General features: G+C 67.3%; 17 protein-coding genes. 13 read left to right on the top strand and 4 right to left on the bottom strand.

Features of this window, described 5'->3' with window-relative positions; all coding sequences use genetic code 11:
- Both FRC96_RS22130 and FRC96_RS12095 read left to right on the top strand, forming a co-directional pair.
- Window positions 1-1,245, top strand: a 1,245-nt coding sequence (locus FRC96_RS22130) for an AAA family ATPase (protein WP_230470182.1), incomplete at its 5' end; no start/stop codon positions are given.
- Window positions 1,246-1,255: 10 nt separating this feature from the next.
- Window positions 1,256-2,035 carry a mechanosensitive ion channel domain-containing protein gene (locus FRC96_RS12095; RefSeq protein ID WP_146974742.1) on the top strand — a complete coding sequence of 260 codons (780 nt, stop codon included), beginning with the start codon at window positions 1,256-1,258 and terminating at the stop codon, window positions 2,033-2,035.
- A gap of 32 nt (window positions 2,036-2,067) precedes the next feature.
- On the opposite strand, the gene FRC96_RS12090 is transcribed toward FRC96_RS12095, so the two are convergent.
- Window positions 2,068-2,331 carry a hypothetical protein gene (locus FRC96_RS12090; protein WP_146974741.1) on the bottom strand — a complete coding sequence of 88 codons (264 nt, stop codon included), beginning with the start codon at window positions 2,329-2,331 and terminating at the stop codon, window positions 2,068-2,070.
- A gap of 129 nt (window positions 2,332-2,460) precedes the next feature.
- On the opposite strand from FRC96_RS12090, the gene FRC96_RS12085 reads away from it, so the two are divergent.
- Together FRC96_RS12085 and FRC96_RS12080 are read left to right on the top strand one after the other, a co-directional pair.
- Complete coding sequence (locus tag FRC96_RS12085; RefSeq protein WP_146974740.1) at window positions 2,461-3,510, top strand: hypothetical protein; 1,050 nt, start codon at window positions 2,461-2,463, stop codon at window positions 3,508-3,510.
- Window positions 3,510-4,925 carry an aspartate aminotransferase family protein gene (locus FRC96_RS12080; RefSeq protein WP_146974739.1) on the top strand — a complete coding sequence of 472 codons (1,416 nt, stop codon included), beginning with the start codon at window positions 3,510-3,512 and terminating at the stop codon, window positions 4,923-4,925. The genes FRC96_RS12085 and FRC96_RS12080 overlap by 1 nt, the downstream gene beginning before the upstream one ends.
- A 32-nt stretch (window positions 4,926-4,957) precedes the next feature.
- Here the strand turns inward: FRC96_RS12080 and FRC96_RS12075 are convergent, their stop codons facing one another.
- A complete protein-coding gene (locus FRC96_RS12075; RefSeq protein ID WP_146974738.1) occupies window positions 4,958-5,578 on the bottom strand; it encodes a hypothetical protein in 621 nt (206 codons plus the stop codon).
- A gap of 224 nt (window positions 5,579-5,802) precedes the next feature.
- On the opposite strand from FRC96_RS12075, the gene FRC96_RS12070 reads away from it, so the two are divergent.
- Window positions 5,803-6,816, top strand: a complete 1,014-nt coding sequence (locus FRC96_RS12070; protein ID WP_146974737.1) for a 3-oxoacyl-ACP synthase III family protein — start codon at window positions 5,803-5,805, stop codon at window positions 6,814-6,816.
- 61 nt (window positions 6,817-6,877) lie between these two features.
- On the opposite strand, the gene FRC96_RS12065 is transcribed toward FRC96_RS12070, so the two are convergent.
- Together FRC96_RS12065 and FRC96_RS12060 are read right to left on the bottom strand one after the other, a co-directional pair.
- Entirely contained in the window at window positions 6,878-8,167 is a 1,290-nt protein-coding gene (locus FRC96_RS12065) for a hypothetical protein (protein ID WP_146974736.1), read from the bottom strand.
- Between the two features lie 89 nt (window positions 8,168-8,256).
- The gene (locus FRC96_RS12060; protein ID WP_146974735.1) at window positions 8,257-12,336 is read right to left on the bottom strand and encodes a PKD domain-containing protein; all 4,080 of its coding nucleotides are present in this window, start codon (window positions 12,334-12,336) and stop codon (window positions 8,257-8,259) included.
- A gap of 257 nt (window positions 12,337-12,593) precedes the next feature.
- Between FRC96_RS12060 and FRC96_RS12055 the strand changes: the two genes are divergently transcribed.
- The 8 genes from FRC96_RS12055 (at window position 12,594) to rpsG (ending at window position 19,359) form a co-directional block, all read left to right on the top strand.
- Entirely contained in the window at window positions 12,594-14,327 is a 1,734-nt protein-coding gene (locus FRC96_RS12055) for an asparagine synthetase B family protein (protein ID WP_146974734.1), read from the top strand.
- Between the two features lie 148 nt (window positions 14,328-14,475).
- Window positions 14,476-14,664, top strand: coding sequence for a hypothetical protein (locus FRC96_RS12050; RefSeq protein WP_146974733.1), 189 nt, complete (start codon window positions 14,476-14,478; stop codon window positions 14,662-14,664).
- 55 nt (window positions 14,665-14,719) lie between these two features.
- On the top strand, window positions 14,720-16,411 hold the full coding sequence (locus tag FRC96_RS12045) for an ABC transporter ATP-binding protein (RefSeq protein ID WP_146974732.1): 1,692 nt from the start codon (window positions 14,720-14,722) through the stop codon (window positions 16,409-16,411).
- 29 nt (window positions 16,412-16,440) lie between these two features.
- The gene (locus FRC96_RS12040; protein ID WP_146974731.1) at window positions 16,441-16,734 is read left to right on the top strand and encodes a PqqD family protein; all 294 of its coding nucleotides are present in this window, start codon (window positions 16,441-16,443) and stop codon (window positions 16,732-16,734) included.
- Window positions 16,731-17,681 carry a hypothetical protein gene (locus tag FRC96_RS12035; protein WP_146974730.1) on the top strand — a complete coding sequence of 317 codons (951 nt, stop codon included), beginning with the start codon at window positions 16,731-16,733 and terminating at the stop codon, window positions 17,679-17,681. Before FRC96_RS12040 ends, FRC96_RS12035 begins: the two co-directional genes overlap by 4 nt.
- Complete coding sequence (locus tag FRC96_RS12030; RefSeq protein ID WP_146974729.1) at window positions 17,678-18,157, top strand: lasso peptide biosynthesis B2 protein; 480 nt, start codon at window positions 17,678-17,680, stop codon at window positions 18,155-18,157. The genes FRC96_RS12035 and FRC96_RS12030 overlap by 4 nt, the downstream gene beginning before the upstream one ends.
- A 265-nt stretch (window positions 18,158-18,422) precedes the next feature.
- Window positions 18,423-18,794 (top strand): 30S ribosomal protein S12, encoded by a 372-nt coding sequence (rpsL, locus tag FRC96_RS12025; RefSeq protein ID WP_115604737.1) that lies wholly within the window; start codon window positions 18,423-18,425, stop codon window positions 18,792-18,794.
- A 91-nt stretch (window positions 18,795-18,885) separates the two neighbouring features.
- On the top strand, window positions 18,886-19,359 hold the full coding sequence (gene rpsG / locus FRC96_RS12020; protein ID WP_115604735.1) for a 30S ribosomal protein S7: 474 nt from the start codon (window positions 18,886-18,888) through the stop codon (window positions 19,357-19,359).
- Window positions 19,360-19,449 lie beyond the last annotated feature (90 nt).

The following is a 19,449-nucleotide window of genomic DNA, read 5'->3' as shown; positions in this document are numbered from 1 at the left end:
CGCGCCCGCGCCGCCAGCGGGTCCCGGGAGCTGGGCGAAGAGCTCCGCGCGCTGCTCGGCGCCACGCCCCTGCCCGACGATGAGAACGCGCGCCGCCGCGCCATCCTCGCTGATGAGCCGGTGGCCTTCTCGCGGGCGCCATCGGTCTACAGGCGTCTCTTTGTGCCCAGCCCGCTCGATATCCCGGACTTCTATCGCGAGCGGGGCGTCGAGGAGCGCCTCCTGGAGAGCGCGCGCCGCTGGGCGGCCGGCGTCGATGAGGTGGCGCTGATTCGCGGCCCGCGCGGCAGCGGAAAGCGCACCCTGGCGCGCCACCTCGTCCCGACCCGCATCTTTGGCGTCATCCCTGATCTTCGTTCCGAGAGCGTGATCACCCTGAACCTCGCCACGGTCGCCCGCGAGGAGGCCGCGCTGACCCGCGCGCTCTACGAGGCCCTCGGCGGGCGAGGAAACGCCCCGGAGTGTTTTGAAGATCTCGCCCGCGATCTGCAGCATCATGAGCGTGGCCGCCGCGTCGTGGTGGTCGAGGAGGCGCACCGCGTGCTGCTTCGTACCGAGGAGGGCGTGGCGCTCGCGCAGCGCTTCTTTGAGCTCCTCGCCGAGAGCGCGCCGACGATCTTCTGGCTCTTGCTTATGGATGAGGCCGCAGCCGACTTCGCCGCCACCCACCTCAACCTTCAGCGCGTGGCCACCACCTCGGTGAGTGTGCCCGAGGTCGACGGCGCCTGGCTCGAAGCCATGATCCTGGCACGCCACCGCGTCAGCGGTTTTGGGTTGAGCTTCGAGCCGCAACCTCGTGGTCGGCTCGAGCGCCTGGCGCGTCTGCAACGTCGCGCGCCCGCCCCGGAGGTGGTGCAGCGCGAGTTCTTTGAGGCCCTGGCGGCGCATAGCCGCCATAACCCCCGCGCTGCGCTGCTGTGGTGGTTGCGCGCGGTGCACCCCGATCCGACTGATGACTCTCGCATCCTGGTTTCGCCGCTTCGCGGCGCTCCCCATCCCGTGCTCGACGGCCTCAGCCTGGAGCAACGCCTGCTCCTGGCCGCGCTGGTGATGCACGGAAGCCTCAGCGCGCTGCAGGCCCACAGCATCCTTGGCCTGAGCCTGGAGCAGACCCGCGCCGAGCTCGCGGCGCTGCGCCGCCGCGGCCTGCTGGAGGCGTTGGCCGATCCCCCCGACGAACTCAAACTTCGCCCGGGCGCCGACGCTGCTGTCGCCCGAGCGCTTCGCCATCAGAACCTGGTCTGAGGAGCCTGCTATGGATCCTGTCACATCCCCTGTAGCGGATCTTCCTGCCGCCGAGCTCGCCGCAAACTCCCCCTCCTGGCTGGCGCTGGCGCTGGTGGTGCTGGCGGCGATCCTGGTCAGCGTGGGCCTGCGTCGGCTCTCCACCTCCGGGGCCGATCGACGGCTTTTACGCTGGCTGCCCCTGGCTCAAGTCGGCGTGTGGACGCTGGTGCTGATCGTGACTCTCGGCAGCATCGCCCGCCAGGGCATCACCGCCGGCCTGCTCCTGGCTCTGGCCGGCCTGGCCGCGCTCATCGTGGCCGCCGCCCCCCTGCTGCGCAGCGTCGTCGCCGGCCTGGTGCTCTCCGGGGAGGCCCGCCACCAGGTCGGCGACACCCTGGAAGTCGGCCCCTACCGCGGCGTCATCGAGCACCTGGGCGCCCGCACGTTGCGCCTGCGTGACGCCCGCGGTGAGCGCCACGAGCTCCCCTACGCCGAGCTCGTGGATCGCCCCCTGACCTGGGTGCCGGACGGCGGCGAGGCCCACTGCGAGCTGGAGCTGCGCATCCGCACGTCGCTCCCGATCGAAGTGGCCCTGGAGCGCGTGCGCACACTGGCTTCCCTAACCCCTTATATCGCACCGCGCCATCGCCCCGAGGCCTTCCTTGTGGCCCAGGCTGCGCCTGGAGAGCCCTTTCACATCAGGGTGCGGGCGAAGGTGGCCTCCCATGAGCTCGTCGACCACTTCCGCAGCGATCTTCTTCGCCGACAACGCCACGCCTTCGGCGCCTCCGAGCCTCCATCACCCTGAGCGTCCTTCACGTGGATCGCCCCCCAAGAGGATCAGCGTCGCGCCATGCTCTGCACGTAGAGCCCCGGATCCATGCCCCGGGCCCAGCGCACCAGAACCTGCACCGCGCCCTGGTAGGGCGAATCCTGATCGAGGTTCAGGTGCGTCCAGACATCTTCCACCTCGCAGATGCGCGTCTCGCCAGACCACTTCACCAGCACATGCTCCCCTTTACCGGGCACGCGCAGCGTGTGGTTGGAGCGGGCGCGCTCAACGGTGATCTCGGCATTTTTATCCATGATGACGATCTGGTACATCGCTACTACTCCGCGCGGGGTTCGGGGCGTTGCCTCCAGGGGCAATTGACGCAAGTATAGGCCAGCTGGCCCCCCTCCCCAAGCCCTTCCGAACCGACCGCGTTTTGCCGGTCCACTGCCGACCCGCCGATGATGATCTCCTTTTGGCCTCGCCATCACTCGATTCTGACGTCGCTCCTCGTGGCCACCTGTGCGCTGGTCGCGCTGGCGCCCGCGCAGTCCTTTGCCCAGTCCGAGGAGCAGGGCGAGTCCGCCCCGCGCCTGAAGACCTTCCCCGAAGATCTGGGCTATGGCGAGCAGCCCGTGCCGGCCGATGCGCACTTTCAGCCGCTGGCCCAGCACGTCGGTCCGGTCGACGCCCGCGCCGAGACCAACCCGCTGGCCGGTCGCCTCATCGTCTGGCCGACGGCCACCCTCCTCAACCAGGGCGACTGGTCCTACCGCACCGTCGCGTTTGTGGAGCATCGCTTAAGCTACAGCCCGCGCCAGGGCACCGAGCTGCGCGTCAGCTCCACCTGGCCCGGCATCAGCCAGTATTACCTGGGCGTAGGCGCGCGTTTTAACCTCTTCAACACCTCGCGCGCCGCGCTGACCTGGGGGCCCTCGGCGCGCTACCGCCGCAGCGGCTTCGACCCGGGCACCCAGGACGTGAGCCTGGGGCTTGAACTTGTGGCCGACCTCCCCTTGAGCGATCGCAGCGTCCTCAGCGTGGGCGGCGTCCTCAACGTGGTCGCCGCCTTCGGCTACCGCCCCTTTGACGCCAGCACCTGTGAGACCCGCTACGACTTCGGCCGCGGTGAGTGCTACTTCGAAAACACCGAATACACCTGGGAGTTCCCCTCCGGCGGTCATTGGGGCTCACTCTTTGTGGGCACCAACACCCACGCCGCCGACTACCTGGTCTTTAACCTGGAAGTTTTCACCGGCGCCGGTTCGGGAACCTTCATGGAACTCAACGACTTCTTTGAGCGGGCTCCCACCTACACCGACGAGCTGGCGGGCTTTCAAGAGGGCGGGCTTCGCGCCGGCCTGGAGCTCTTCGGACCGCTGACCCTGGGTGTGGGCACGACCTGGATCTTTGGCGACTTCGCCACCCAGACCTCCCTGATGCTCACCCGCTTCAACGGCCAGACCCAGCTCGTCCCCTTCCTCGCCGTCGCCTACCACGGAGGCCAGTGATGCTCAGCGGAGAGAGTCTCCCGAAGATCGTGAGCGCCATCCCCGGACCGCAGTCGATCGCGATGGTCGATGAGCTCGCGCGCTCCGAGTGCCCGGCCATCACCGCGCGCCGCGCCCGCCGCGCCGCCGAGACCGGCGTGGGCCAGGACCCCATCGTCTGGAAACGCGCAAAGGGAGCCAACATCGAAGATGTCGACGGCAACATCTACGTCGACTTCACCGGGGCCTTTGCCGTCGCCGGCATCGGTCATACCCACCCCCGGGTGGTCGAGGCCGCGCAGCGCCAATCCGAAGATCTCATTCACGCGATGGGCGATGTCTACCCCAGCGAGGCCAAGATCCGCTTTACGCGGCGGCTGGCAGACGTAGCTCCGGCCGAGCTCACCCACGCCATCCTGGGCCTCTCCGGAGCCAGCGCGGTGGAGGCCGCGCTCAAAACCGCCGCGGTGCACACCGGCCGCCCCGGCGTCATCGCCTTCTGGGGCGGCTACCACGGCTTAAGCTACGGGGCGCTCGGCGCCACGGCCTACCGCGACAACTTCCGCCGCCCCTTCATGTCCCAGCTCAACCCCTGGGTCACCCATCTGCCTTACCCGGACACCTACCGACCGCCTTTCGGAATGGCCCCCGGCACCGACCCGCAGACCATCAGCGAGGCGACCATCGCGCACCTGCGCGAGATGCTCCGCGGACCGGCCAGCGGCGCGGAGATGATCGGCGCCGTCCTCATCGAGCCCCTCCAGGGACGCGGTGGCGAGATCGAGCCCCCGCCGGGATTTCTGGCGGCGCTCAAAGAGGTGTGTGAGGAGTTCGGCCTCGTGCTCATCTTCGATGAGATCTACACCGGCTTCGGACGCACCGGCACGATGTTCGCGTGCGAGCATGAGGGCGTCACCCCCGACATCTTATGCGTGGGCAAAGCGCTCGGCGGGGGCTTCCCCCTCTCGGCGGCCATCGGCCGTCGCGAGGTCATGGACTCCTGGGGAAACTCGTCTGGCGAGTCGGTGCACACCTCGACCTTTTTAGGCAACCCGCTGGGCTGCGCGATGGCCGAGGCCGTGCTCGATGTGCTCCTCGAAGAAGACTGGCCCCGGCGTGTGGCGCAAAAGGGCAGGGAGGTGTGCGCGCGCCTCGAAGCCCTGCAGGCGCGTTTCCCCGAGCGCATCGGGCTTGTGCGCGGTCGCGGGCTGATGCTGGGCCTGGAACTCATCAAAGATCCCGCCACACGCACCCCCGACGGCGCGCTTGGCCTTGGGATCATGGGCTACTGCCGCGATCGCGGCTACCTGGTGCTCCCTTCGGGCCAGCACGGCCACGTGCTCGCGCTCTCTCCGCCCTTTGTCGTCACCGACGCCCAGTGGGACGGCCTCTTCGAGGTGCTGGAAGAGGCCCTGGAGCATTTCTGTAAAGGCTGAGGGGTAAGGGTGCGGCGAGCACACGATGAGCCTCAGGTGTCACGAAGCTGCGCCCGAGCCCGCTCCAGAAGAGGGGAGATCACCAGCGTGGGGAGCGTCTCATCGGTCTGTGAGAGAATGTCGGCGGTGGCTTTAGGCGCCCCCCGAAGCTGCGAGGCATCGATCTTTGACTCCAGCACCAGACGGCGCTCCGCGTCCTCGGCGTCGCGCAACACCAGCCACACCGGCCAGGGGATTGTCTTGCGGGTGTCGCGCTCGGGCGGAAGCTCCGTGGTCACGATGCGGGCGGTGGGGCGCTCAAGGCGCAGCCGTTCGTTTCCCTGCTCACTCCAGACCAGGGCGTCATCGTCCCATCGGATGCGACGGGCGACGTTGACCACCCGCATCGACTGCGCCGTAAAGAAGTTGCGCATCACCACAAAGAGCACCGTCCAGGTGGCGATCACGCTGATCGAGAGCCACATCGCTGCGACCGGCTCGTTGGCCACCCCGCGATACGCCCGCGCCGCGGCGATCAGTACCACCAGCACGCCGCAGGCCAGCCCCGCGATCACCGGGTGACGCCCTGCAAAGGCCAGCACAGCTCCGATCACCCCCTCGCGCGGGCGCTCCACGGCCACGTGGTACACAAGATCGACGGGCTCGTTGCTCATAATCACTCTCGGTCGTTCCGACATCTCGGGGGCGCGCAGGCCGGGAAAGGGCGCTGCGAAGAACACCTCAACGGGTGGTGGAAGCCCGCCCTCAACACGGTTATCCTCAAAGCAGGGCGCGCGACTCCGGGGAATGTCCCACTCGCCGAATCGCGCGCAGACGAACCTTGCACCGCGCGCCGCACGGGGCAAGCCCTTTGACCACTGCAACGAGCATCGACACCATGAGCACGCAACCTCCCGGCGCACGGATCAGCGGCAGCGGTCGCGCCCTGGGCGCGCGCTGCGTCTCCAATGACGAGCTGGCCGCAGAGCTGGGGTCCTCCGACGACTGGATCGTCGCGCGCACCGGCATCCGGACCCGCTACTTCATCGAGCCCGGCCAGTCCAACACCTCGCTGGCGCTGGAGGCCTCCCGCGCCGCCCTGGCCGATGCGCAGCGCAACGCCTCGGAGCTCGACGCGATCGTCTTCGCCACCCTCTCGCCAGATATGGTCTTCCCGGGTAACGGCGTGCTCTTGCAAGAAGCGCTGGGCGTCGCGCCGATCCCGGCGCTCGACGTGCGCAACCAGTGCTCGGGCTTTCTTTACGCGCTCTCGGTGGCCCGCGCCTGGATCGTCAGCGGGACCTACCGCCGGGTACTCGTGGTGGGCAGCGAGGTTCACTCCACCGGCCTCGATATGAGCCCGCGGGGGCGCGCGGTGTCGATCCTCTTTGGGGACGGCGCCGGCGCGGTGGTGGTGGAGGCCGTAGACTCCCACGTGCAGGAGGGCGGGGCGCTGGAGCCCGTGCGCCTGGGCGCCGACGGCAGCGGCGCCCGACTGCTCTTCTGCGACCGCCCCGGCGCCGCCCACCACCCCAGCATCACCTGTGACGACATCGAGGCTGGCCGCCACTTCGCGCATATGGAAGGCCGTCAGGTCTTTCGCCGCGCTGTCGAGCTGCTCAGCCAGGAAGTCGCTGCGCTCATCGCCCGGCACAGCCTCGATCCGAAGCGCGCGGTGCTGGTCGCCCATCAGTCCAACCGCCGCATCAATGAGCTTGTCGCCACGCGCACGAACATCCCCGAAGATCGCGTCCTGCACACCATCGAGCAGTGGGGAAACACCACCGCCGGCAGCATCCCGATGGCCCTCGACCTGGCACGTCGTGAGCGCCGCATCGCCCCGGGCGACCCGGTGATCATGGCCGCCTTTGGCAGCGGCCTGACCTGGGGCACCACCCTGATGTGGGGATAAAAAAACGACGCCAGTAAAGTCTGACGTCGCATTAAGTGGTTGATGTTAAAGGGTTTTCGGGTCAGCTGCCCAGGGTGCTTACGCCCGAGTAATACACGACCTCAAGGTAGGGGCCGACCCGATCGACGCCCGGCAACGAGGTGAGGTCTTCGCTGCAGCTCTGGTCCACCACCACGCGATGCATCCCCCGCACAAGCTCCAGCCGACGGCTCGACTCACTGCCCAGCGCGACCGTCTCGCCAGGCACCACATCCAGCGTCCCGGTGGAGGTCGAGAGCGCCAGGGTCAGAGGCGCGGCGATCTGCAGGCAGGACGCGCTCTCCCGACTCACCTCGCAGCCCTCACTCAGCCGCGTGCTGTAGTCGATCGCCAGATGCGAGGGCAGGCTGTAGCCACGCACCACATCGATCGTCTCCACCTCAAGGACCTCGCCGGCCTGATTCTGGCGCTCAAGGTCGATGGAGATATTCGCGTAGGTGACCTCGCCATCGCCGTTGGGCGCGGCAATGTCGACAAAAAACTGCACGAAGAGCGGGTTCAAATCGCTGTTAGGGGTCAGCCGGCTTGCCAGGCGCTCGCTGCCGCAGATCCGCCAGTCCCTCTCCTCAGACGTGCTCTGGAGCGCCACTTCGTAGCAGCCCGCTTCTTCGGAGGGGGTCACGGCGAGCACCTGCCATTCGCCACCACTCGGGGGGTAACTCCAACGCAGCGCCGAGCCGGCGATCCCCGTGGAACAACTCCCCTGATCGACCGCCGCGCTCAGCGGCGTCGCCTCGATCGAAGTAGCCTCCCATGGGCTTAACTCCACCGCCTCGCCAACCACCTCCCAGGCATACTCCGCCCCGGGAGGCGCTGAGAGCGCCTCGTTCTGCTCCGCCTCACCGCAGCTGCTCAACTCCCCGCTGCACGGGCGGCTTCGCCAGGGGCGCCGCTCCGAGAGCGGCGTCTCCGAGTAGTCCGCCCTGAGCACCACCGTATTCTCGCCGGTGGGAACATCGGCCGGCGCGTCCACATCTCGATAGAACGACTTATTGGCAAGCCCCTGGGGCCAGGACACCACCACATCGTCAACACGCCCATCGGAGGTTCGCACCACACTGAGCTGACATCCGGCCGAGCCCTGCGAGGCGCCCGAACCGTAGAGTCGGGTCTCCTGCCCGGAGTAGAGCCGCTCAATAGAGACGCTGCTCAGCAGATGTTCGCTGCGCACAAACTCGGAGACACGCCCCGAGATGAGCTCGCAGTCCACAGCCAGATCACTGCGCATCGCCTGAACATTGAGCGGAACCACATCGTGGGTGCGGTTGTAGACGGTGACCTGGGCTTCTTCCGGGTCACCGAGCCCTTCCACACCTCGTGGCTCCTGGCCACACCCGGTGGCCAGCAGCGCCCCCCCGCATACGAGCGCCGCTGCGACCTGCTTGTGAGCCCGAGCGTCGATCACAGCCCGGCCTCACGTCGACGCCACCACATCAGCCCGAGCGCTGCTGCAAAGAGGAAGAAGCCCGGGTCGCCCTGCGGAGAGCTGGAGCTGCACGCGCAGCCCGAGCCGGCCAGGCTACCGCGAAGCGCCTGGGGCTCTCCGGCGTCGTCGAGACCGGCGTCGTCGGCGTCGAGGCCCGCGTCATCACCGGCATCCTCGCCGACATCGTCACCGGCATCCTCGCCGGCGTCGGGACCGGGCTCCACCGGAATGTCCACCGGCTCCACCACAACCTCATGCACCTCCCGGGGGCTGTTGGCCATCCCGTCGCTGACGATCAGCCCGAAGCGGTAGGTCGTCGTCTCACTGAGCAGCTCCGGGAAGGTCACGTTGACCGCGCTATCCCGATCGGTCTGCGAGATCGTCGGGAAGGGCTGCCCGTCGACCAGACTCCACTGGTAGGACTGAATCGCGTCGCCGTCCGGATCGCTTGAGCCCGCACCATCGAGAAGGATCGTCTCCCCGGCGTTCGCCACGCCCGGCGCTTCGATGAGCGCCACTGGCGGGCGGTTCTCATCGTTGGTTACGCGCACCTCGGTGGTGTCCGGCTCGCTGTCGAGCTCGCCATCGCTGACCACCAGCTCGAAGGTCAGCACGATCTCCTCGCCGGCCTCCAGCGCGGGGGCCACAAACATCGGGGCGGCTGAGCTGGCGTCATCGAGTTCCACCGTCGGACCGTCGAGCTGAGTCCAGGCAAAGCTGAGCTCATCCTCGTCCGGGTCGCTGCTGGCGGTGCCGTCAAGGGTGACCACAGCCTCACTGCCCACCGACTGGTTGCTTCCGGCGTCGGCTTCCGGCGCGCGGTTCTCCGTGGAGCACTCCCCGACTTCGTTGCAGTAGGCGTCGTCGGCGCAAGCTTCATCGCTCTCACAGGTGGTCAGGCAGGCGCCGGTATCACAGCGGAAGGGCGCGCAGTCGATGACCGCACCGGCCGCGCACGCGCCGCTCACACACTCGCCCGCCGCCACGAGCTCAGTTTCACTCTGGCAGAAGGGCGCCTGGCAGCTCAGCCCGTCGGGGACGTTCTCGTAGACACAGCCCTCGACCGAGTCGCAGCTCCCGACCGTGCAGGGGTTGCTATCGTCGCAGGTGACGGGTGCGCCCGCCTGACAGGCACCGTTCTCGCAGACGCCGCTGGTGCAGACGTCGCCGGTCTCACAGCTGCTGCCGTCGGCCAGCGGCTCACTCTCACAGGCGCCCGTCTCCGGGTTGCACACACCCACGGCGCAGGCGCCGCCTTCGGCGCTGCAATCCACGACCTCGCCGGCCTCACAGCTGCCGGCCTGGCAGGTGTCGCCGGTGGTGCAGAGGCTGCTGTCGTCGCAGGCCGTCCCGGTCTGGGGCTGCGTGGGCACGCAGGCCCGCGCCGCGTTGGAGCACACCACCCCGCCGAAGCACTGAACCGTGTCGCAGACGCGTGCCTCACCGGCCTCACACTGACCCACGGCGTTGCAGGTGTCGTTGATCGTGCAGAAGAGCCCGTTATCACACGCCGCGCCCGCTTCTTTCGGGCTCCAGCTGGTCGTCGACTGCTGCGGATCGCACACAAAGCACTCCGCCGAGGGGTTGGTCGTGCCGGCCGGGTAGCAGGTCTCGGAGATCAAGCATCCGCTGCTCACCGGGTGGGTGCACGCGCCGTCCTGGCAGACATCACCGGTGCAGCTCAGCCCGTCGTCTTCACAGACCTCGCCATCCTGCGGCGCAGTCTCATAGACACAACCCTCGATCGGATCGCAGCTATCCTGGGTGCAGGGGTTGCCATCGTTGCAATCGATCTGGGTGCCGGTGCACTGACCGGCCTGGCAGGTCGCCACCGTGCAGGAGTCACCCTCATCACCACAGGCAAGCCCGTCGGCAGCGTTCGACCACCCGCTGGTCGACTGCGCCGGATCGCAGAGCTCACACCCGTTATCCGGGTTGGCATCGCCCTCCGAATAGAACTCCCCGCCGATAAAGCAGTTGTCGCGCCCCGGATACATAAAGATCTGACCACCATTGGCGATCAGCCCATCGTAGGCGCGCGCGCCCACCAGCAGCTCGTCGTTGCCATCGCCGGTCAGGTCGTCGATGCCTCGCACCGCGATTCCAAACTCCGAGCCCGCCTGGCCCGAGAGGAGCGTCCAATCCGGGGTGTTACGCAGCCCGTCGGGAGACCCCAGGTAGACGATCGCCCCGCCTTCGGCCACACCCTGCTCGTTGCGAAGCTGGTAGGCACCCACCGCCAGATCGAGATGGCCATCGTTGTTGTAGTCGCCGTTGCCCGCCACCCGGTAGCCAAAGCGCGACCCGGCGTGCGGGCCCGTCGCCGTCCAGACCTGGCTGTACGCCGCAGCGCCGGCATCCCACTCATAGACAAACACCGAGCCGGCCGGCCCCGGGGTGCCGCGGCCACCCGCGCCGATCACCAACGCATCAACGCGCTGACCGCCGATCTGCGTGTTCTCCGGGCTGGGCATCACCTCCATGGCCACCCCGAAGAGGGCGTTGCCCTGGGTGCCGTCCAGACGCACCGGGCTGGTGGTGATGTCGCCCTGGGCCGACACATCGAAGATATAGACCCGTCCCCGGTTGCCGTCGGCAAAGGGGCTGCTCGCTGCAAAGCCATCGCAGCGCTCCGGCGTGGAGAAGGTCGTGCCTTTCGCGTTCGGAATCGTCACAACGCCCGAGCCCAGCTGCAGCCCGAACTCCGGAACCTGATAGCGATACTCGGCGTTTGCCAGGAAACCCTCGCCAGCGGGGTTGGCCAGGTAGACCTCCACCGCGCCCGCGCCCAGGGCCGTCCCGCCGTTGCCGTCGTCGGCCGTCGAGGAGGGCGCACCGACGAGCAGATCTTCATCGCCGTCGCAGTTAAAGTCGCCCACATCCAGCGAAGCTCCGAGCCCCGCGCGCACATCGGCAACCTTCGACCACACAAGCGGCGAGGGGTTCAGCTGCTGGGTCGCGCATACGTAGGGGGCGTACATCAACACACGCCCAAAGCCCTGATCATGGCCCGGCGAGCCGAGCAGAAGCTCGTGGCATCCGTCACCGTTGCTGTCGCCGTTGAGCGTCATGCCCACGCCCAGCTGCTCGAACTGCGCGTCACCGACCACGCTGAAGCCGGCGGTGTTTCCAAAGCCGTTGCTGTTGCCCAGAAACACCAGCACCCGACCCTGAAGCTGGTCGGTGATCGAGTAGTTCGGCTGACCGACGGCCACATCCACAACCCCGTCGCCATTGACATCGTGGGGCTGACTCAGGCTCGCACCAAACGCCGAGTTGGGCTGGGTCGAGGCGTGCTCCCAGCTCGGGTTGCTCGCCAGAGGATCGATCGTCAGCGGGTAGCTCGCTTTCGCGTCATCGACCTCAAACCAGAAGCGCGACGCGTCGGCCTGAAGTTTAACCGGGACCTCGTGCCCCCTGGCGTCATACGCCACCACACCGCTCCACTGGAAGACCACCGCATCCTTGTGGGTCACTTCCAGATCACCGGTGGCGTTCATCGCCGCGTTCATCGAGCCGCGCTGCTCAAAGCCAACCCGCAGCGGACCCTCGCCGGTCGGCCGCTCGGAGAGCACCGTATAGAGCTTCAAGCCGCCGGGCTGATGCTCCAGCGTCACCCTTACGCCCTCGGCGTAGTCCAGGTGCGCACGCCCCGGCTCCACCACTCGGCCCTGAACCTCGCCAGGCTTCTGCGCACCTGCGCGACGCCCAACCTCGGCCAGCTCAAAGGTGTAGTCCCACTCAGAGGTGAGCGGCTTGCCGCTGGCCAGCAGGGCCGGCGTCGCCTCAATCGTGACCGGACCCTCGGCCGAGATACGCACATTACCCAGCCTCAACACCGTCGCTTCCAGGTAGTCTGCGTGACGGTCAAATCCATGCGGCCACGCGGCGGCAAACTCCGCCTCAGACGCGCTCGCCTTAAACAGGCTCGACGTGGCGCTTGCCTCCGGCTTAAGCTCGGCGCGTTGGGCGCCTTGCTCGCTATCGGTTGACGGCGCCAGCGTCGCATCCTCATCGCCGCTACAGGCGCTCAAGCTCACGGCCAGTGTTGCCACGACGAGGCCTCTCCAAAGCCTGGCCCCGGGGCCGGCAGAGTGGCACATACTCCCTAATTTGGTCATTGCGGTCGTCCGTTGTCTGAACGCTCTCGATTGCCATCCATGCGAACTCTCTGGCACGGGCGCTCTAAAATCATCGCGTTAAATGCGGCGGGTACAAAAAGATACGATTGGCCCCGATTGCTTCTCGAAGGTTAGAGCGAATCGCATCACGGCGCAAACTTAACGATCCGCGCAAGACCCGGAGAACTCCGATGCCAGGGCGATCGCATATGCGCACCGACGCGCTACTTCCCACGAACACCGGCCCGATCGCAACAGCGTGCGGCGACGTGGCGGTGTGCGTGGGGGAGGGTAGTGGCGAGCTTCAAAAGAGCAAGGGAGACTTCTATCAGCTCGCGGCGATGTCGGAGCCCGACGGGAGCTGGTTTTGTCTTGTGGGACCGCCCACGGCGCGGGAGCCCGCGCTTGACCCGACACGCCCCACATCTGAGCGACGCCGTCGCATCGCGCGCCTTGCCAGTGAGCTCAGCCCGCAGCGCGGACTTTCCGGCCTCAAGCTCGTCGATAGGGTCTGCGTCGCCCTGCGTTGGGACGCGCGCCGGGGTGAGCTGAGTGTGCGGCGAGACCATTTCGGTCGCGTTCCGCTGGTGCATCGTGAGGAGGGCAGGGCGTCGACCGCCTCGACTTCTGTAAGCACCCGACCCGCGTTGATCACCGCGTGGCGCGCCTCCGACACACCTCCCCCACTCTGGCAGGATTTCCTTCAGGGGCGCGACAGCAGGGCGCGCGCCGACTTCTGGCCGGGGGTCGAACGTGTCTTTCCGGGCGAAGAACGCCGCTGGAGGGCAGGGCGCTGGCAGAGCGTCTTCCGCCCCTGGGATGAACGGGCCAAGGCGTCCGCCAGCCTGCGCCATACCCGCACTGAAGAGCCCGACCAGGCCGAGCACCTCCTCCAGCGTCTGGTTGGTGTGCTCCAGCGACATCTGGCCGAGCCCGATCCGGTCTTTGCGATGAGTGGCGGCATCGACTCCACGACCCTGGTCGCGTTGCGGTCCGAACGCGAGCGCGGTGTGCGCACCGCCTCGATGGTCTCGTCGCGTCACCCGGCCTTCGACGAGCGCGCGCGCATCGACGCGCTCGTTGCCCACTTTCACACCGAGCACCGCTTTGTCGATATTGGCTCCCCCACGCTCTGGACCCCCGAGCAGGCTGACCCGGGCTGGCCCGACCTCGGCCCCCAACTTCTCTGGGACGCCCCTTACACACGCCATTTTCTAAGTGCGCTGCGCACCGACGCCCACTCCGCCATCTTCGGCATCGGCGCCGATCAACTCCTGCTGAGCCTGCCGGTCTTGCATCTTGAAGAGCGCGCCCGGGTGGCCAACCTCTCGCAACTTACGACGCTCATGACGCAGGCGTCGTCGTCGCGCGACCGCCTCCGCCTGCTCGCCGCAAAGGCGCGCCTCTCGCCTGCGATCAGGCGCTGGCGAGGCGGGCTCGTTGACCGTCGCCCCCTCCTTTTCGAGGGTTGGAAGTGGGATCTCTCGATGCGCGCGCTCGAGCGCTTCCGCCGCCACAGCGGCCTGCGCTTTAGCTTTCCCTTCCTCGACGACGATCTCTGGGAGCTGGGCCTCACCCTCTCCCACCGCCAACGCCGCTGGCAGGGTCAGGCCAAAGGTCCGCTACGCCGCGCACTGCAGGAGCGCATCCCCGCTGATCTCCCGCAACAGGGACACCACAGCATCTTCAATGAGCTGACCGCCGAGGGACTCCTGCGACTCTTCGGCCCCGAAGGGCCCTGGGGCGACGTGCTCCTCAGCGCCAACCTCCCTGGCCCCCTTCTTCATGGCGAGGCCCAACGCCAGACCCTCCAGTGGCTCCGCGACGGCGCCCCCTGGCGGCCGACCGCCCCGGCGACCACCGCGCGCTACCTCACCTCCATCGCCATGTGGCTGCACTGGTCACGACACGACGCCCGGGTTTGACATCGCCCCCCACTTCCGTGACTATCCACGATGGTCACTCACCCTCGGCCCGATGCTGTGCGCGCCAGACTGGTCGCTGCCTCAGGGGTGATTAATCCCTTAATCCATCATGGGCACTCCTTACGCCGCATGCCCGGAGGAACGCTGTATGAAAGCTGTTGAGCACGACCGTCTTCAGACGAAGAGCCCTGACGCCAGCCGTACCAACGAAGCATCCGACGCGCTCTCGGCCACGGCCTACGAGCCGCCGCGCCTCGAAGATTTCGGACAACTTCGCGCGTTGATCCGCGGGGTCACCGGAGAAGGCGTGGACTTTGCTCAGCTGGCCTTTGAATAACCTCTGAGCACCACCCGGGCGCATCCAGCCTCGTCGCCCCGCACCGGAGGGTGCATTGCCCTCAGCACTGCTCCGACATGTTCGGCCCCGCTGGCTCATCCTGGCGACCGCCTCGCTGATCCTCTCGCAACTTGTCGGCCTGGCCACCCCCTACCTGATCAAGCTGGCGATCGATGAGGGCATCTCCCGCGCCGACGCCGACCTGCTCTGGACCCTGGGCGCCGCCGGTCTCATCCTCTACACCCTGGGGGCAATCACCCGCTTTGGCGGCCAGTGGTACGCCACCCTTGCCGGCGAAGACTTCTGGGAGGGCGCCCGCGATGAGGTCTTCCAGCACGTCCAGACCCTCTCTCTGGCCACGCTCGCCACGCAGCGCACCGGCGAGCTCGTCAGCCGCATCTACAGCGACACCTTTCATATCAAGCAGCTCGCCACCTCGGTGCTCCCGGCGATCACCTCACTTCTGGTAGGCGTGGGCGGCACCGCCGCGATCCTCATCTGGCTCGACCCCCGTCTGGCGCTGATGGCCGCCATCCCGCTTCCGGTCGGCTGGCTTATGTTGCACATCTTCCGCCGCCGCGTTCGCCCCATGAGCCGGGCGCGTCTGGAGACGATGGCCGCGCTTCACAGCTCGCTTCACGAAGGGCTGGCAGGCATCGCCGACATTCAGGCCCTGGGAGCCCGCGAGATCTTTGCGCGCCGCGTCCAGGACGCCGGCCGCGCCCTGAAAGATGCCGAGCTCGCGCTGGCCAGCCACCGCGCGCGCCTGGGACCCGCGGTTGACCTGGCCCTCTCGCTGGTCCTCCTCGCCACACTGGTCATTGGTGGCCAATACGTCATTGAAGGTAGCCTCAGCGTGGGCACCCTGGTGGTCTTCTACTTCTATGTGGGCCGCTGCCTGGGGCCTCTTCGCGGGGTGCCCGGGATTCTCTACGGCTGGCACGGCGCGCGCGCTGCCGCCGAACGCATCGATACCCTCCTGGCCATGCAACCTCGCCAGCCCCACACGCCCTCGCAACATCGCCCGCCGGCGGGACCGCTTCGTGTGCGCGTCGAGTCGCTCGCCTTCGCCTACCCCGCCTCGAGCACCGCCTCGCCATGTCGTTCCCCCGGCGTCATCGACGACCTCTCCCTGGAGATCGCCCCCTCCGAGGCGGTCGCGATCCTCGGCCCCTCCGGCGCCGGCAAGAGCACCACCGGCCGACTTCTCCTCAACCTCTTTGATCCCGACGAGGGTCGCGTCATCCTCCAGGGCCTCGACGTCCGGGAGTGGCCGCTGGCCGAGCTCCGCCGTCGGGTGGGTTATGTCGGGCAGGAGATCTTTTTGTTCGATGGCTCGCTGCGCGATAACCTCTTTATCGCCATGAGCCCCGAGGAGCGCCGGCAGGCCGAGCCACAACTCCACGCCATCCTCAAGCTCGCCGGACTTCCGGACTTCGTGCAGACCCACCCCGAGGGGCTTGATGCCCCGATGGGGGAGCGCGGCGCACGCCTCTCCGGCGGCCAGAAGAAGAGGGTGGCGCTGGCCCGCGCGCTCCTGCGCGACCCCGACCTCGTCATCATCGATCAGATGGCCACCGACCTTGAGGAGTCGCTCAATGCGCGCATCTTCAGTGCGCTGCGCCAGAAAAAGCTCACGTTGATCTACCTGGGCCACCGCGTGCCTGCCGGCCTCAACCCCGAACACGTCTTCTGGATGGAAGGTGGCTGCCTTCACCCCGGCCCCCCCGATCTCCATCAACCTTAAAACCCCAAGCTCCGCGGAGCCTCGCGCCTATGACCTTCTCCGACTCCCAGCGTTTCACCGCCCGCGACGATCTCGTCGTGGAGGCCATCGACGACCAGATCGTGATCCTCGATCTGCACGGCGATCGTTGCTTCGGCCTCAACGCCCAGGGGGTGCTCCTGTGGCAACGCATCCGCGAGGACGCCCCCTCGGTCGCCGAGCTCATTGAGCTGCTCGAAAAAACCTACGCCATCGACGCCGAACGAGCCCGCGCCGACCTCCTCGCCTTCTTGAGCGCCCTCCAGAATGCCGGCCTCCTGCTGGAACAGCATCCGACCCCATGAGCCCCTTCAACCTCTACCGCATCTACGATCAACCCATCGCCTGCGATCGCCCCTTAAACTTCGCCCCCCTCCCCCCGGAGGCCGCCGAAGAGGGGGGCATCTGGACGATCGACCAGCGCCTCAGCGCGCCATTGCGGGGCGATCGCATCCACGATCTCGAAGATCACCCCGGCGGCGATCGCCTCCAGGTCCTCAAAAGTGGGGCAGGGCGCGGCGAGCTCACCTACGCCGGATGGCGCTTCTCCTTTGACCTCGCCGAGGGTCATATGGGCTACCAGGCCCCCCCTCACTCTGCCTGGGCGCTCGACACCCTGCTTGAGCGCATCGTCATCCCCATCGCCTTACTCACCACCGACCGCCCCCTGGTCGCACTCCACGGCAGCGCGCTTCGATGCTCCGGCAACGACACCATCGCCATCATCGGCGACTCCGGCGCCGGCAAAAGCACCACCGCGCTCGGTCTGGTGCGCCGCGGCGCCACACTGCTGGCAGACGATCTGGTGCTCGTCGACGTGGAGCGACGCCTCCTTTTGGCCGGCGCCCCCTCACTCCGACTGAACCTCCCCGATGACGCCATCCCCGAGGCCAGCATAAGCCGCCCCACACCCTCTCCCGACGCCAAACGCATCTTCGTGCTCCCCGACGCCCCCTTCACCGGCAGCGCCCAGCCCCTGACGCACCTCTTCAGCCTGGGCGGCCAGCCCGCCTCCGATCACGACTTCGAGCTGACTCAGGCCCGCGGTGGCCGCGCCGCCGCTCTCCTGCTCTCCCAGTGCTTCGCCTTCTCGCAAAGCTCGCCCGCGGACGGTGAGGCGCGCTTTCGCCGCGCGATGCGCCTGCTGCGCACCACCCCGCTGACCCGCGTGGAGTTTCGACGCGGCGGCAGCTCCCTGGCTCAGACTGACGCCATCCAACACGCGCTGACCACCCACGCCGAGGCACCATGATGTCGCTTCGACGCGTCATTGAACTCGGGGCGCGCCATGGCGAGGCCTTTGTGCTGATCGCTGCTGCGCATGTTCTGATCGAGGGTGCCGGCTGGGATCGCGCCCGACGCTTCAGCGATCGCCTCCTCCCGCAGCACACGCCCCCGATCGCTCCCACCTGCGATCCTCAACGGGTTGCCGGGGCTATTGAGCGCAGCGTCCTGCGCGCAAGCCGTCTGATCCCCGGTGCCCGCTGCGCCCCCCGCGCGCTGGCCGCCCGCCACATGCTCGCCAGGCGCGGCATCGTCTCGCGCCTCGTCGTCGGGCTGCGCCTTAAGCCTCACCCCGAAGGCCACGCCTGGCTGGAGCTGGGTTCCCCGGCCCACCCGCTGCGCCTCTTTGCTCGCGATCCTTCGGCCTACACCCCCCTCGACGCCCTCAGCCCGACGGTCGCCTCATCGCCGCGATCGCCAATCCCCACGCCAACTTCTGCCTGACGACTCGGCCGATGACGATCCTTGATCGGCGCATCTCAACGATCCACGCTTGACATCGCAACTCCCCTTTCTATAATCCGCCGTCCGAAGCCCCCCGGTCTGGCCTTTGTCATGCCCGACCACACGCTCCTCGGTGGCTTCCGCAAACGAATTTCGCCGCTCTAAGTTGCCCGTCACCATCCGATGGGGTAAGCAGCCCCACAGACGGTGATGTCTCCGATATGGTGCAACGCGCCTCTCGTAGGTGCGACAAACAGGTACATGTATGCCCACGATTAACCAACTGGTTCGCAAAGGTCGCAAAAAGATTGTCTCCAAGACGACGGCGCCGGCTCTTAAGAGCTGCCCGCAGAAGCGTGGTGTCTGCACCCGCGTCTACACCACGACTCCGAAGAAGCCGAACTCCGCGCTTCGTAAGGTCGCTCGTGTTCGTCTGACCAACGGTATGGAAGTCACCAGCTACATCCCCGGTGAGGGACACAACCTCCAGGAGCACAGCGTCGTGCTCATCCGTGGCGGTCGTGTCAAAGACTTGCCCGGTGTGCGCTACCACATCGTTCGCGGCACCCTCGACGCCGTCGGCGTCCAGTCCCGCCGTCAGGGCCGCAGCAAGTACGGCACCAAGAAGCCGCGCTAAAACGCCCCGGATTTCTCGCGAGATTTCGCCCGGTGGCTCGCTTTGGCGACCTGTGTCGGGCCTTCGCACCTACGAATTGAGAGCTTAAGTCATGCCAAGAAGAAGAGTGGTCCAGAAGCGCCCGATCCTCCCGGATCCCAAGTTCAACGACAAACTCATCACCCAGTTTGTCAACGTCATGATGCGCGACGGCAAGAAGTCCACCGCCGAACGCATCATGTACGACACCCTCGACGTCATCGAGTCGAAGACCGGCGGCGAAGATCCCCTGCGCGTCTTCAAGCGCAGCATCGACAACCTGCGCCCGATGGTCGAAGTTCGCTCGCGTCGCGTCGGTGGCTCCACCTACCAGGTGCCCGTCGAAGTGCGCCCCGAGCGCCGCACCGCCCTGGCCATCCGCTGGCTGATCCAGGCCGCGCGTGCCCGCAACGAAAAGACGATGGTCGACAAGCTCACCAACGAGATCCTCGACGCTTCGAACAACCGCGGCACCGCCGTGCGTAACAAAGAAAACGTGCACCGTATGGCTGAGGCCAACCGCGCGTTCGCGCACTACCGCTGGTAACACCCGCGCCGGGCTCCCCCGACGCGCACATGCTCCATCAGGCGCATCGGACGGTGCCCTCCGAAGACCCGGTGAGGTCCTTGTCGCTCC

Origin of the sequence: Lujinxingia vulgaris, assembly GCF_007997005.1 — a bacterium.
Taxonomy (GTDB): domain Bacteria; phylum Myxococcota_A; class Bradymonadia; order Bradymonadales; family Bradymonadaceae; genus Lujinxingia.
Note: the sequence above shows the minus strand (reverse complement) of the source record. Positions and strands in the feature narration are given on the sequence as shown.

Bases quoted from the DNA above. Each gene is read 5' to 3' on its own strand.
- FRC96_RS12040 (WP_146974731.1), top strand. From the start codon at position 16,441: ATGACCTTCTCCGACTCCCAGCGTTTCACCGCCCGCGACGATCTCGTC.
- FRC96_RS12050 (WP_146974733.1), top strand. From the start codon at position 14,476: ATGAAAGCTGTTGAGCACGACCGTCTTCAGACGAAGAGCCCTGACGCC.
- FRC96_RS12080 (WP_146974739.1), top strand. From the start codon at position 3,510: ATGCTCAGCGGAGAGAGTCTCCCGAAGATCGTGAGCGCCATCCCCGGA.
- FRC96_RS12075 (WP_146974738.1), bottom strand. From the start codon at position 5,578: ATGAGCAACGAGCCCGTCGATCTTGTGTACCACGTGGCCGTGGAGCGC.
- FRC96_RS12055 (WP_146974734.1), top strand. From the start codon at position 12,594: ATGCCAGGGCGATCGCATATGCGCACCGACGCGCTACTTCCCACGAAC.
- FRC96_RS12035 (WP_146974730.1), top strand. From the start codon at position 16,731: ATGAGCCCCTTCAACCTCTACCGCATCTACGATCAACCCATCGCCTGC.
- FRC96_RS12085 (WP_146974740.1), top strand. From the start codon at position 2,461: ATGATGATCTCCTTTTGGCCTCGCCATCACTCGATTCTGACGTCGCTC.
- rpsL (WP_115604737.1), top strand. From the start codon at position 18,423: ATGCCCACGATTAACCAACTGGTTCGCAAAGGTCGCAAAAAGATTGTC.
- rpsG (WP_115604735.1), top strand. From the start codon at position 18,886: ATGCCAAGAAGAAGAGTGGTCCAGAAGCGCCCGATCCTCCCGGATCCC.
- FRC96_RS12030 (WP_146974729.1), top strand. From the start codon at position 17,678: ATGATGTCGCTTCGACGCGTCATTGAACTCGGGGCGCGCCATGGCGAG.
- FRC96_RS12070 (WP_146974737.1), top strand. From the start codon at position 5,803: ATGAGCACGCAACCTCCCGGCGCACGGATCAGCGGCAGCGGTCGCGCC.
- FRC96_RS12090 (WP_146974741.1), bottom strand. From the start codon at position 2,331: ATGTACCAGATCGTCATCATGGATAAAAATGCCGAGATCACCGTTGAG.
- FRC96_RS12095 (WP_146974742.1), top strand. From the start codon at position 1,256: ATGGATCCTGTCACATCCCCTGTAGCGGATCTTCCTGCCGCCGAGCTC.